The sequence below is a fragment of the Burkholderia sp. Ac-20384 genome (assembly GCF_017104605.1).
GTDB classification, from domain to species: Bacteria; Pseudomonadota; Gammaproteobacteria; order Burkholderiales; family Burkholderiaceae; genus Burkholderia; species Burkholderia lata.
Genome location: NZ_JAAGPE010000018.1, coordinates 18,921 through 32,077, shown reverse-complemented (window position 1 = coordinate 32,077; position 13,157 = coordinate 18,921). Strand labels below are relative to the sequence as shown.

At 64.3% G+C, this 13,157-nt stretch carries 13 protein-coding genes; 7 read left to right on the top strand and 6 right to left on the bottom strand.

What is annotated here, in order from left to right:
• Window positions 1-76 precede the first annotated feature (76 nt).
• Genes G3O00_RS05695 through G3O00_RS05685 form a run of 3 tightly spaced genes read right to left on the bottom strand, consistent with a single transcriptional unit; the run spans window position 77 to window position 2,638 of the window.
• Window positions 77-1,183, bottom strand: coding sequence for a lipopolysaccharide biosynthesis protein (locus G3O00_RS05695; RefSeq protein WP_206142364.1), 1,107 nt, complete (start codon window positions 1,181-1,183; stop codon window positions 77-79).
• On the bottom strand, window positions 1,176-1,838 hold the full coding sequence (locus tag G3O00_RS05690) for an ABC transporter ATP-binding protein (protein ID WP_206142363.1): 663 nt from the start codon (window positions 1,836-1,838) through the stop codon (window positions 1,176-1,178). The genes G3O00_RS05695 and G3O00_RS05690 overlap by 8 nt, the downstream gene beginning before the upstream one ends.
• The gene (locus tag G3O00_RS05685) at window positions 1,835-2,638 is read right to left on the bottom strand and encodes an ABC transporter permease (protein WP_206142362.1); all 804 of its coding nucleotides are present in this window, start codon (window positions 2,636-2,638) and stop codon (window positions 1,835-1,837) included. Before G3O00_RS05685 ends, G3O00_RS05690 begins: the two co-directional genes overlap by 4 nt.
• Before the next feature lie 328 nt (window positions 2,639-2,966).
• Here G3O00_RS05685 and G3O00_RS05680 point away from each other — a divergent pair, with 328 nt between their 5' ends.
• On the top strand, window positions 2,967-3,779 hold the full coding sequence (locus tag G3O00_RS05680; protein ID WP_206142361.1) for a mechanosensitive ion channel family protein: 813 nt from the start codon (window positions 2,967-2,969) through the stop codon (window positions 3,777-3,779).
• A gap of 79 nt (window positions 3,780-3,858) precedes the next feature.
• Here the strand turns inward: G3O00_RS05680 and G3O00_RS05675 are convergent, their stop codons facing one another.
• Window positions 3,859-4,542 carry a DedA family protein gene (locus G3O00_RS05675; RefSeq protein WP_206142360.1) on the bottom strand — a complete coding sequence of 228 codons (684 nt, stop codon included), beginning with the start codon at window positions 4,540-4,542 and terminating at the stop codon, window positions 3,859-3,861.
• 173 nt (window positions 4,543-4,715) lie between these two features.
• On the opposite strand from G3O00_RS05675, the gene mutL reads away from it, so the two are divergent.
• The gene (gene mutL / locus G3O00_RS05670; protein ID WP_206142359.1) at window positions 4,716-6,707 is read left to right on the top strand and encodes a DNA mismatch repair endonuclease MutL; all 1,992 of its coding nucleotides are present in this window, start codon (window positions 4,716-4,718) and stop codon (window positions 6,705-6,707) included.
• Complete coding sequence (gene miaA / locus G3O00_RS05665; RefSeq protein ID WP_206142358.1) at window positions 6,704-7,678, top strand: tRNA (adenosine(37)-N6)-dimethylallyltransferase MiaA; 975 nt, start codon at window positions 6,704-6,706, stop codon at window positions 7,676-7,678. The genes mutL and miaA overlap by 4 nt, the downstream gene beginning before the upstream one ends.
• Window positions 7,679-7,683: 5 nt before the next feature.
• Here the strand turns inward: miaA and tetR are convergent, their stop codons facing one another.
• Complete coding sequence (gene tetR, locus G3O00_RS05660; RefSeq protein ID WP_206142357.1) at window positions 7,684-8,316, bottom strand: tetracycline resistance transcriptional repressor TetR; 633 nt, start codon at window positions 8,314-8,316, stop codon at window positions 7,684-7,686.
• A gap of 63 nt (window positions 8,317-8,379) precedes the next feature.
• Between tetR and tet the strand changes: the two genes are divergently transcribed.
• A complete protein-coding gene (tet, locus tag G3O00_RS05655; protein WP_206142356.1) occupies window positions 8,380-9,570 on the top strand; it encodes a Tet(A)/Tet(B)/Tet(C) family tetracycline efflux MFS transporter in 1,191 nt (396 codons plus the stop codon).
• Window positions 9,571-9,672: 102 nt separating this feature from the next.
• The gene (locus G3O00_RS05650) at window positions 9,673-10,359 is read left to right on the top strand and encodes a papain-like cysteine protease family protein (RefSeq protein WP_241024979.1); all 687 of its coding nucleotides are present in this window, start codon (window positions 9,673-9,675) and stop codon (window positions 10,357-10,359) included.
• 67 nt (window positions 10,360-10,426) lie between these two features.
• On the opposite strand, the gene purM is transcribed toward G3O00_RS05650, so the two are convergent.
• Window positions 10,427-11,482, bottom strand: a complete 1,056-nt coding sequence (gene purM, locus G3O00_RS05645; RefSeq protein WP_006484927.1) for a phosphoribosylformylglycinamidine cyclo-ligase — start codon at window positions 11,480-11,482, stop codon at window positions 10,427-10,429.
• Window positions 11,483-11,732: 250 nt separating this feature from the next.
• Here purM and hda point away from each other — a divergent pair, with 250 nt between their 5' ends.
• Together hda and G3O00_RS05635 are read left to right on the top strand one after the other, a co-directional pair.
• Window positions 11,733-12,467: a DnaA regulatory inactivator Hda gene (gene hda / locus G3O00_RS05640; RefSeq protein ID WP_006484992.1), complete on the top strand. Its 735-nt coding sequence runs from the start codon at window positions 11,733-11,735 to the stop codon at window positions 12,465-12,467.
• Window positions 12,468-12,478: 11 nt separating this feature from the next.
• Window positions 12,479-13,156, top strand: a complete 678-nt coding sequence (locus G3O00_RS05635) for an HAD family hydrolase (protein ID WP_011351031.1) — start codon at window positions 12,479-12,481, stop codon at window positions 13,154-13,156.
• Window position 13,157: the final 1 nt, after the last annotated feature.

The window sequence follows — 13,157 nt, the reverse complement described above, 5'->3', positions numbered from 1 at the left end:
TGAACCTGCCGGTCAAATTCTTGTGAACTGTCGCGCCATCCAAATCAATGGCCACGACAGATCTGGATCAAATCCGTCACGTCTTGTGATCTTCGATAATCGCTTGGGCCAGTCTGACAACACCAAACAACAACAGCAATCCGACAACGAGCGACATCATGATGTGAAGCCTGCGCGGATACTCAGCCTCTTCCGGTAAGTTCGACGTCACGATCACGGACAGACTCTTTGCCTTGTGCCCCGATTCGATCCGAGCCTTCTCAAAGGTCGACAGCGATACCTTGTACAGATCGGTCGCAAACTGCAGACGGGACTTCAATTCCGCGTACTGCGCAGCCGTGCGGTTCATCTTGCCGTCGCCGGGTGCGCTGAGCTTGGCCCGCTCAACCGCAATCTGCGCGGAAAGCGCTGACAGCGCGTTACGCTTCGCGACAACGGGCGGCGCATCGTCGTTCATGTACGTCTGCAGGTTGCGCAACTCCGCCTCAAGTTCCGCCTGCTTCGACTGCATTTCGACAACCATCCGGCCGCCCGCTTCGGCGCTTGCCGTTGGATCCAGCATGCCGGTCTTGTTTTCGAACGAGATCACTGCGTCGCGTGCCACCTTGACTTCGTCATATGACCGGTCTATTTCCTCGCGCGCGAAAAGCATGTCATTTCGCGAAATACGATGCGACAGTTCGTTCAGGAAAGATTCGCTTTCGCTCAGGAGCGCTCGATTGAACGTCTGCGCGAAGGCCGGCGACAATCCCTGCGTCCGGATCGTCAGAATCCCCGTCTTGTCATCCACGTCGACGCTCACACGCCGCAAGTAGTACTTCAGTGTTTCCTCACGCGTGGAATGCGGCGAAAGGCGGTTGAGCCAGTCAAGTCCGACGTGACCGAACGCTTCCTTGAGCTTCAGTCGCGCATCGACTTTCGCGAGCATGTCCGGCGATTCGATGTACTGCTTTAGGACGATCGCATCATCGCGCGCAGACGCATCCCCACCCCCACCGAGGAGGGCCTGAATGTTCAGCCCCGCCCCTACAGAACGCCCCGAATCCTTGACCAGCACCTGCGATTCGCTGACATAGCGATCCCGCGACACGAATCCGAGATACAACCCGCAAACGACAAGCGGCACCGCGAAAAGTGACACCTGCAGTCGATGCCCGCGCAGCTTCCCCAACCAATCAGACATTGTTTTCTTGCTTGTACACTTCGATTGCCTCGTTCACGTCCGGGTAGTACGTGACCTTCCCGTTCCCAATCAGCAACCCAACATCACAGACCCGGCTTACCTCGTCGAGGCCATGCGACACAAATATGAACTGACTGACGGCGCGCCTGGCCGTCATCAACGCCTCACTCTTTTTTCTAAAAACGGCATCGCCAACCGCGGTCACCTCGTCGATCACGTAGTAGTCGAAGTCGAACGCCATCGACAGACCGAAACCCAGTCGCGCGCGCATGCCGGTCGAGTAGCTGCGGATCGGCATATCGAAGAATTTGCCGAGCTCGCAAAAGTCCGCAACAAACTGCACTTTTTCCGCCAACTCATGCTTGCCCGCATACAGGCGGGCAACGAACTTGACGTTCTCGCGCCCCGTCATACTGCTCTGGAAACCGTTCGCGAGTCCAACCGGCCAAGAAATGCGCTTGCTCGTCACCACCCTGCCACGATCGGGTCGGTCGATGCCGCCAATGATGCTGAGTAGGGTGCTCTTACCTGCGCCGTTACGCCCGATCAAGCCAATGCTCTTACCCGACGGCACTTCGACATTGACATCCCTGAATACGTAATGCCGACCCGAAGGCGTCTTGTATGATTTTGTGAGATTCTCGAGGCGAATCATGATCTCAGCAGCGATGGCTCGCGGGCCTTGTACAGCGCCATGCCAGCAAAAAGGAAAACAAACGAACAAAACGCCGGATATGCGAGACCAACACCCTCAGCCGAGTACGCAGGCACGATCGTGTGCCGCAATAACTCGAGAATGTGGACGAGAGGATTCCACAGAACCCAACCCCGGTATTCTGCGGGAATGGTCGTCAGCGGATACATTACAGCGCTGGTGAAATAAAGCGGCCTCATGAATAGCGGAATGACTTTCTCGCTGACCGGGAACTCATGACCAATAACCATAAAAATCATGCCAATGCCCAGCCCAAGAAGCACCAGCACGATCCAAATCGCGGCAAGCTCGGGAATATCGCTCAACTGAACCGACTGCCCGCTGAGCCCGAGAATTATCAGCAACACGACCAGGACAACCGCACTGATAATGCACTCGAGACCTGCACGCGCGATCAATGTATCCAGTGGATGCACGGGGCGGTAACTCAGCAGCCCAAGGTTCGCCTCCAGCGCATTCAACGATCGCAGCGCGATATTAATGAACATGAAGTACGGCACCAAGCCGCAAATGAGAAATACGGGAAACGAAATACCAGGCATCGCGTGCTTCGCAATCAACCCAAGGATCGCGAACAGCACGAGCATATGCACAATTGGCTCGAGAAACACCCACAAATAGCCGAGCCGATGCTTGCCGAACCGGGTCTTCAGTTCGCGCAAGAACAGTGCATAAACAACCCTTCGCTGAATGGAGAACGCTTCGCCCAGCCTGGAGCCCCCGTTTGGCGGTTCTCCCATACCCAACCCCGGTCCTTCATTTATCGTTTGCGCCCGTTGCGCGATGGCATTTATGCCTCGCACATCTCAAATTTCAACTACTTCCATCTACCGCAGCGCCACATTGTACCAGCTTACAGACGCGAAAACTTCATTACCGTTTATTCACTTAACGATTTTATACATGCTTGCGGGTACTGCATTGCCTCATTCCGGGAAGTAAAAACTACCTCAGCCTTGTCGTTCAACGCATTGCGGGGTAGCAATGCCTTCACGTCTCGTAAAATACGGTAATAATCAGACGAGATTCCGCCTTAAACTGGCAGCTTCACTCAACCCGGAGCCCTCAATGATCGATCTCGCCACAGCCCAGCAATTCCTGATGACCCGCGGCCTCGACTTCGGCCTCAACCTCCTCGCCGCGATCGTGCTCTGGTTCATCGGCCGCTGGGCGATCCGCATCGGCGCGCGCCTGCTCGGCAAGGTCGTGCGCCGCAGCGGCAAGGTCGACCCGACACTGACCGACTACCTGACCTCCGTCGTCAGCGTGCTGCTGACGGTCCTGCTGATCCTCGCGATCCTGCAGATCTTCGGCGTGCAGACGACCTCGTTCGCCGCCCTGCTCGCCGGCCTCGGCCTCGCGATCGGTACCGCCTGGGGCGGCCTGCTCGCGCATTTCGCCGCAGGCGTGTTCATGCAGGTGCTGCGCCCGTTCAAGATCGGCGACGTGATCAATGCGGGCGGCGTCACGGGTACGGTCAAGGAGCTCGGCCTGTTCGGCACGACGATCATCACCCCCGACAACATCGTGACGATCGTCGGCAACAACAAGATCTTCTCGGACAACATCGCCAACTACAGCGCAACGTCGTATCGTCGCGTCGACCTGACCGCGAAGATCGCGAACGGCGTCGATGCAGTCGACGCAATCAACCGCCTGAAGACGTCGATCCAGCAGATCCCGAACGTGCTGACCACCCCGGCGCCGGACGTCGGCGTGCTGCAGTTCACGCCGGAAGGCCCGCTGCTGTTCGTGCGCCCGTCCACGGCCCCCGAAAACTACTGGCAGGTGTATTGCGACACCAACCGCGTGATCATCGAGACGTTCCGCGACGCGCAATACCCGACGCCCGAAACCCCGATCTCGCATCGCAACGCGTAACAGCGGCACCGGACGAAAAAAAAGCGTGGCACCTGCCACGCTTTTTTATTGCACCGAGAAGAAACCGAAACGCTCCCGCTCAACGCCCGCCCGTCTTCTGCGCATTATCCGACTGCCGCCCGCGCACCAGCTTCCACACCGCACCGAGCACGACCGGCACGACCGCCGCGCCGATCCCGACCAGCACGATCACGTTCAGGTACTGGCGGATAAACGGGATGTTGCCGAAGAAATAGCCGAGCAGCACGAGCAGCAGCACCCACACCAGCGCACCGATCACGTTGAAGAGCTGGAAACGCGCGACGCTCATCGACGACGCACCCGCGACGAACGGCGCGAACGTCCGCACGACCGGAATGAAGCGCGCGAGCACGATCGTCTTGCCGCCGTGCTTGTCGTAGAACGAGTGGGTCTTCTGCAGCGCGGTGCGATCGAGGAAGCGCTCGAGCACCGGGATATGCGTATTGAACACCTTCGGGCCGACCCAGCGGCCGATCATGTAGTTCACCGTGTTGCCGGTAATCGCCGCGACGAGCAGCAGCACGATCAGCAGGCCGACATTCATCTCGCCCGTCGCCGCGAACGCGCCGCCGATGAACAGCAATGAATCGCCGGGCAGGAACGGGAACACGACGAGCCCCGTCTCGCAGAACACGATCAGGAACAGCACGAGATAGACCCACGCGCCGTACTGCCGGATGAAATCGCCGAGGAAAGCGTCGATATGCAGGACAAGGTTGACGAAATGAAGCAGCGTATCCAAATGCGATTCCTCGATGGCGAAAGGGCCGGAACGGCCGAAAAAGGCTGAAGCGCCCGCCGGTCAAGGCCGGGCGTGTTACGGACCCATGATACCGAAACTACCTTAAGGCTCCGTGAAAAAACGTAACCGCCGGTCGCCCCGGCACGCATTCACCGCCTCGCTATAATTCGGCCATGTCCGATATCACCGAAACGGCCGCGGGCGCCGCGCCCGCCCCTGCTCCGCGCCCGCTGCGCGCGATCCAGCCCCTGCCCGACCAGCTGATCAGCCAGATCGCCGCCGGCGAGGTCGTCGAACGCCCGGCGTCGGTCGTCAAGGAGCTGCTCGAAAACGCAATGGACGCCGGCGCCAGCACGCTGCGCATCGTGCTGGAAGAAGGCGGCGTCAAGCGCATCTCGATCACCGACGACGGCTGCGGGATTCCGCCGGACGAGCTGGCGCTCGCGCTGATGCGCCACGCGACCAGCAAGATCCGCTCGCTCGAGGAGCTCGAGGCAGTCGCCACGCTCGGGTTCCGCGGTGAAGCGCTCGCGTCGATCGCGTCGGTCGCCGAGATGTCGATCACGAGCCGGACGGCCGATGCCGCGCATGCGATGAAGATCGACGCGCAGACGGGCGTGCTGTCCCCCGCCGCCGGCTCGACCGGCACGACGATCGAGGTCCGCGAGCTGTACTTCAATACGCCCGCGCGCCGCAAGTTCCTGAAGAGCGAGCAGACCGAGTTCGGACACTGCCTGGAAATGATCCGCCGCGCAGCGCTCGCGCGGCCGGACGTCGCGATCTCGGTGCTGCACAACGGCAAGGCGGTCGAGCACTGGAATGCGACCGAACCGGCGCAGCGCGTCGCGAAAATCCTCGGCGACAGCTTCGCGACCGCGCACCTGCCGCTCGACGAGCAGGCCGGCCCGCTTGCGGTCTACGGCTGCGCAGGCCTGCCGACCGCGAGCCGCGGGCGCGCCGACCAGCAATACTTCTTCGTCAACGGCCGCTTCGTGCGCGACAAGCTGCTGACGCACGCGGTGCGCGCTGCCTATGAGGACGTGCTGCACGGCAACCGCTACCCGTCTTACGTGCTGTTCCTCGACCTGCCGCCCGAAGCCGTCGACGTGAACGTGCACCCGTCGAAGATCGAGGTGCGTTTCCGCGATTCGCGCTCGATCCACCAGTACGTGTTCCATGCGGTCCAGCGTGCGCTGGCGCGCCACGCGGGTGCGTCGCCGGAAACCACGGCGGGCGGCCATGCCGCGCAACTCTCACCGGCGCCGCGCGGGCCCGCTTCGTTTCTGGACACCCCGCTCGGCCAGAGCCAGCAGGGCAACGCGATCGGCGGCAGCGGCTTCTCGCCGTCGTCGTCCTCATCGTCGGGCAACACCTGGATGCGCCAGGCGCGGATGACCCAGGGCACGCTGCCCGTCGCGCAGCCGCTCGCGCTCTATGACGCGCTGTTCGGCCGCAAGGACACGGGCGCGGGCGCGGGCACGCCGGACGGCACGACGACCATCGCCCGCGATTCGGCCGACGCGCCGCTTGCGCCGCTGCCGGGCTTCCTGGCTTCGCCGATCGCTGCCACCGCGCACGACGAGCAGCCGCTCGGCTTCGCGCTGGGCCAAATCCACGGCATCTACGTGCTCGCGCAGAATGCGCACGGCCTCGTGATCGTCGACATGCACGCAGCCCACGAGCGGATCCTGTACGAACAGTTCAAGAACGCGCTTGCCGATCGCTCGGTCGCCGTGCAGGCGCTGCTGCTGCCGATCTCGATGACGGCCACCCCGGTCGAGATCGGCACGGTCGAGGAAGAACGCGACACGCTCGAATCGCTCGGCTTCGACCTGGCGGCACTGTCGCCGACGACGCTCGCGATCCGCGCGGTCCCGGCGCTGCTGAAGGATGCCGACCTGCAGTCGCTCGCGCGCGCGGTGCTCGCCGATCTTCACTCGTTCGGCGGCTCTCGTGTGCTCACCGAGCGTCAGCACGAACTGCTCGGTACGCTCGCCTGCCATCACGCGGTGCGCGCGAACCGGCGCCTGACGCTCGACGAGATGAATGCACTGCTGCGGCAGATGGAGGCGACCGAACGCGCGGACCAGTGCAATCACGGCCGGCCGACGTGGTATCAGCTCACGCTGAACGATCTCGACCGCCTCTTCATGCGCGGCCAATGAGCGCGGTACCGCACGCCAGCCCGACGACGATCGCCTGCCTGCTCGGCCCCACCGCTTCGGGCAAGACGGCCGCGGCGCTGGCGCTCGCCGCGCGCCGCCCGATCGAGATCGTCAGCGTCGATTCGGCGCTCGTCTACCGCGACATGGATATCGGCACTGCGAAGCCTTCGCGCGACGAGCGCGCGAGCGTGCCGCATCACCTGATCGACATCATCGATCCGGCCGACGCGTATTCCGCCGCGAGCTTCCGCGCGGACACGCTGCGCCTCATCGGCGAGATCGCCGCGCGCGGTTGCACGCCGCTGCTCGCGGGCGGCACGATGCTGTACTACAAGGCGCTGACGCAGGGGCTCAACGACCTGCCGGGCGCCGATCCGGATGTGCGCGCGACACTCGATGCCGAAGCCGAGCGTGACGGCTGGCCCGCGCTGCACGCGCGGCTCGCGCAAGTCGATCCCGACACGGCCGCAAGGCTCGCGCCGAACGACTCGCAGCGGATCCAGCGGGCGCTCGAAGTGTTCATGCTGAGCGGGCAGCCGATGTCGGTACTGCTCGCCGCGCCGCGACGTACGGACGATGCGGCCGCCGCTTACCGCTTCGTGCCGGTCGCGCTCGAACCGTCGGATCGCGCGGTACTGCACAAACGAATCGAACAGCGCTTCGACGCGATGCTCGACGCAGGCTTCATCGACGAAGTCGAGCGACTGCACCGTCGCGACGACCTTCATCCCGACCTGCCGTCGATGCGCTGCGTCGGCTACCGGCAGGCGTGGGAATTCCTCGACGGCGACACCGACTACCGGACGATGCGCGATAAGGGCATCTTCGCGACGCGCCAGCTCTGCAAGCGCCAGATCACCTGGTTGCGCGCGATGCCGGAGCGGATCGTCGTCGACTGCATCGCACCGGACTCGACGGCCCGCGCACTCGACGCGCTCGAACGCGTGCTCGACGGCAGCACGCCGGGCTGACCGCGTCAGCCGCGCTCGCGCGCTGCCAGGCGCGCGCGGGCGCCGTCTACGATCCACGCGACGCCGCGCTCGAACGCGTCGTCACCGCTGCGCCCGCGCAGCGCGGCCCAGCCCTTGGCAAGCAACGGGTACTCGGCCGCGTCCGGTAGCGGCGCAGCGGCTTCGTCGCTTGATTCCGCCTGCTCTTCCAGCACCCATCCGACCACGAAGCGGCCCAGCGCATACATCACGTCGACCGCCTCGTCCGGCGCGAAACCCGCGTCGCCGAGCAGCGCGATCTTGCGTTCGATCGAGCTGAAATGCAGCGCGCGCGGCCGCGTGCCGGCATGCAGGCGCGCGCCGTCGCGATAGGCCAGCAGCGCGCGACGGAAACTGCGCGCGTTGTCGAAAAGCCACGCATCCCACGCTTCGCCCGCCCGCGGCAGCGACGCATCGTGACGCTCGAGCATGATCGCCTCGGCCATCGCGTCGAGCAGTTCGCCCTTGTTCCGGAAATGCCAGTAAAGCGTCGGCGACTGCACGCCGAGCCGCTCGGCGAGCTTCCGCGTCGACAGCCCGTCGATGCCGACTTCGTCGAGCAGTTCGAGCGCCGCGCGCAATACCGTGTCGCGCGTCAGCCGCGCCCCTGTGTCCTTCATCTCTATCACCGATAGGGAAAGCTGTGGAATAATCGCCACTCTATCACCGATAGAGTTACGCTCTTGAATCCGTCCCTGATTGCCATCCTGGCCACGGTCCTGCTCGACGCGATCGGCGTCGGGATCGTGATGCCGATCCTGCCGGGGCTGCTGCGCTCACTCGCCAGCGCAGGCAGCACCGACACCCATTACGGGATCCTGCTCGCGCTTTACGCGTTCGCGCAGTTCCTGTGCGCGCCGCTGCTCGGCGCGCTGAGCGACCGCTTCGGCCGCCGGCCCATCCTGCTCGTGTCGCTCGCGGGCGCCGCGCTCGACTACCTGCTGATGGCGCTCGCGCCAACACTCGCGTGGCTTTACGTGGGGCGGCTGATCGCGGGCATCACCGGCGCGAACGTCGCGGTCGCGACGGCCTATGTCACCGACGTCACTGCCGAGCCCGATCGCGCACGGCGCTTCGGCCAGCTCGGCGCGATGATGGGCATCGGCTTCATCGCGGGCCCGTTGATCGGCGGCCTGCTCGGCGCGCTGCATGTGCGCGCGCCGTTCGTCGCGGCCGCCGTGCTCAACGCGCTCAACCTTGCGCTCGTCTGGCGCGCGCTACCGGAATCGCGGCCGCGTTCGGCCCGCGAAGGCCATGCGGTCGGCGCGCTCAACCCGTTCGCCAGCCTGCGCCGGCTGAGCGGCGCACCGGCGCTCGCGCCGCTGATCGGCATTTACGTGATCGTGGCGCTGGTGTCGCAGGCACCCGCGACGCTGTGGATCCTGTACGGCCAGGAACATTTCGGCTGGTCGACTCCGATCGCGGGGCTGTCGCTGGCGGGCTACGGCGCGTGTCACGCACTGGCGCAGGCATTCGCGATCGGTCCGCTGATCGCCCGGCTCGGCGAGCGCCGCGCACTCGCACTGGGCCTCGCGGGCGACGCGCTCGGGCTCGCGGCGATTGCATTCGCGACCGCCGCATGGGTGCCGTTCGCGCTGCTGCCGCTGTTCGCGGCGGGCGGGATGACGCTGCCGGCCCTGCAGGCGATGCTCGCGCGGCAGGTCGACGATGCGCGCCAGGGCGAACTGCAAGGCGCGCTAGCGAGCGTGGCGAGCCTGATCGGCGTCGCGGGGCCGCTGGTCGTCACCGCGACCTATGCGGCGACACGCGCGACGTGGCCGGGGCTCGTCTGGGCCGCGGCTGGATTGTTGTACCTGTTCGTGCCGCCGCTGCTAGTCGGCGCGCGCAGAACCGGTACCGGCATGGCGCAATGACAGCTCTGGCTCACACCTTCTGCCAACTCCATTACCATAGGCCTGATCGCCCGCCAAGCGATCCCTTGAATTACAACAAACTGACGCGAGGGTGCCGTGAAAATGAGAGAACCGGGGGTACCGTATTCCAATCTGACGGGCGAGAAAACTCTGTCGAAACGCAGGCGTCTGATGGCAGGCGCGGCGTTGGCCGGCCTCGTAACGGCAGCCCGCGCCATACCCATTGACGGCGTAGCGCGCGCGATTCCCGCTATCGACCAGGGGAACGCAAACCTGTGCTGGCTCGCCGGCGCTGCCATGCTCGTATCGTGGCAATCCGGCAAGACCATTTCGATGAATACGCTGGCGCACGCACTGGGCCCTGAATTCTTGTGGCTCTATCAGCAGGGTTTGCGTTCGTCCGCTGCCGGCGGACTGCCGTTCAAGTTGGTCGAGCCTCTCGCGCGCGCGATCCATGCGGATACTGCCAGACTCGCATCGTTCGACATACCGTGGTGGACGGAAAGGCTGCGTAATAGCCCGATGCTGATCTTCGGATGGGACACGAACGCGACAATGGCACATGTCCGCATTCTGGCGTCACTATCCGGCGACACGTCGATCGGCAAGTCAATGTGGGCAACCCTGATCGACCCGGCCGGCGGAATCGTGAAAAACGAGCCGTTTCGTGACGTCATCGCCTTCTATGAAGGATTGCCACGGCATGTGATGACGAACGGACAGCCGCTGCAAGAGGATAGATATCCGTCAACGCAATTGCTGTTCTACACGCAAGGCAATCTGCGCTGACCGACGGCCCATAGCAAAACGCCCGACTTTCGTCGGGCGTCCTTCATCACTGGTGCAAAAGCGCGCGTCAGACCACGACCGTCTGCGCCTCGCCTTCGCGGGTCGCACGCACGGTGCCGATCTTCCACACCTGTTCGCCGGCGGCGGTCAGGTCGGCGATCGCTGCGTCGGCATCGGCCGCCGAAACGATCACGGCCATGCCGATGCCGCAGTTGAACACGCGGTGCATTTCCGCATCGGCGACACCGCCGTGCTCCTGCAGCCACTTGAACAGCGGCGGCAGCGGCCATGCGTTCTGGTCGAGCTCGGCGGTGAGGCCTTCGCGCAACACGCGCGGAATGTTTTCGACGAGACCGCCGCCCGTGATGTGCGCCATGCCCTTCACCGACAGCTTCTGCATCAGCGCGAGCAGCGGCTTCACGTAGATGCGGGTCGGTGCCATCAGCGCGTCGGCCAGCGAGCGGCCGTGGAAATCGGCCGACAGGTCGGGGTTCGCGCGCTCGATGATCTTGCGCACGAGCGAGAAACCGTTCGAGTGGATGCCGCTCGATGCGAGGCCCAGCACCACGTCGCCTTCGGCGATCGTGCTGCCGTCGATGATCTTGCTCTTCTCGACCGCGCCGACCGCGAAGCCTGCCAGGTCGTATTCGCCGTCCGGGTACATGCCCGGCATTTCGGCCGTTTCACCGCCGATCAGCGCGCAGCCCGACAGTTCGCAACCCTGCGCGATGCCCTTGACGACCGTTGCCGCGGTGTCGACGTCGAGCTTGCCGCACGCGAAGTAGTCGAGGAAGAACAGCGGCTCGGCGCCCTGCACGAGGATGTCGTTCACGCTCATCGCGACGAGATCCTGGCCGACGGTGTCGTGTTTGTTCAGATGAAACGCCAGCTTGAGCTTGGTGCCCACGCCGTCGGTGCCCGACACGAGCACGGGCTCCTTGTACTTCTTCGGCACTTCGAACAGCGCGCCGAACCCGCCGATGCCGCCGAGCACGCCGTCGCGCAGGGTTTTCTTCGCAAAAGGCTTGATCTTGTCGATGAGCGCGTCGCCCGCGTCGATGTCGACACCTGCGTCGCGATAGGACAGACCCTGAGCGTCAGGAGCGGATTTCGGAGGATTCATGGGGGAATGCGAGAAGGTCGGTAAAATGCGATTTTACCCGAAGCCGGCCCGTTGGCCGGAATTCCCAGCACCGAATCGTCAGGGATTGCATCTTGGTCAACACGTCCCCGTTTTCATCGCCGAGCGAACCGCGCCGAAACCGGCGCGGCGCCGTGCGTGCGGCCGCGCGTGAAGCCCGTGAAGACGCAGTTCCCGGCGCGTGCCCGGCGTACGGCGCGCGTATTTTCAACCGACCCGCATTGTGACTGTTGTGTCCCGTCAACTGACGCTCGATCTCGGCACGCCGCCGCCCGCCACGTTCGACAACTTCATCATGAACGAGGAGAACGACGAGCTCATCTCGCGCCTGCAGAAGCTCGACCTCGCGCTCGCGGCGGGCCCGGTGCCGGATCGGTCGTTCTACATCTGGGGCGAGCCCGGCTGCGGCCGCACCCACCTGCTGCAGGCGCTCGTGAGCGATGCGTCGTACGGCTATGCGCGCTACCTGACGCCGCAGAGCCCGCTCGGCGCGTTCACGTTCGACCCGCGCATCGGCATCTACGCGATCGACGACTGCGACCGGATGAGCGACACGCAGCAGGTCGCGCTGTTCAACCTGTTCAACGAAGTGCGCGCGCACCCGTCGAGCGCGTTCGTCGCGGCAGGCCCCGCGGCGCCGCTCGCGCTCGACGTGCGCGAGGATCTCCGCACGCGCCTCGGCTGGGGGCTCGTGTTCCACCTGTCGCCGCCGTCCGACGCCGGCAAGATCGCCGTGCTCAAGCTCGCGGCGAAGGAGCGCGGGATCGCGCTCACCGACGACATCGCCGCCTATCTGCTGACCCATTTCCGCCGCGACATGCCGAGCCTGATGGCGCTGCTCGACGCGCTCGACCGCTTTTCGCTCGAGCAGAAACGCGCCGTCACGCTGCCGTTGCTGCGCCGCATGCTGGCGCGTCCCGGCGACGACATCACACCACCGGGCACGGGCCCGAACCGCTTCGAGTAAAATGCGCTTCCATGACTAATCTGGCACTCTTTGACCTCGATCACACGCTGATCACGACCGATAGCGACCACGAATGGGGCCGCTTCATGGTGAAGCTCGGCATCGTCGACGCGGAAAGCTTCTCGCGTCAGAACGATCAGTTCTTCGCCGACTACAAGGCCGGCAAGCTCGACATCCACGCGTACCTCACGGCGATGCTCACGCCGCTCGCGAAGTATTCGCGCGCGCAGCTCGCCGAATGGCACGAGCAGTACATGCACGAGGTGATCCGGCCCGCAATGACACCCGCCGCGCTCGAACTCGTGCGCAAGCACCTCGATGCAGGCGACCTGTGCTGCGTCGTGACGGCGACCAACGAATTCATCACGCGCCCGATCGCCTCCGCGTTCGGCGTCGACACGCTGATCGCCTGCGAGGTCGAAACGACCGACGGGCATCCCGATTCGCCGTACACGGGCCGGCCGACCGGCACGCCGAGCTATCGTGAAGGCAAGATCGTGCGGACCGAAGCGTGGCTCGCGTCGCTCGGCAAGCAATGGAGCGACTTCACCCACACCTATTTCTACAGCGACTCGCACAACGACATCCCGTTGCTCGAGAAAGTCACCGACCCGATCGCGACCAACCCTGACGACACGCTGCGTGCGCATGCAAGCAACCGCGGCTGGCGCATCCTCGATCTCTTCTGAA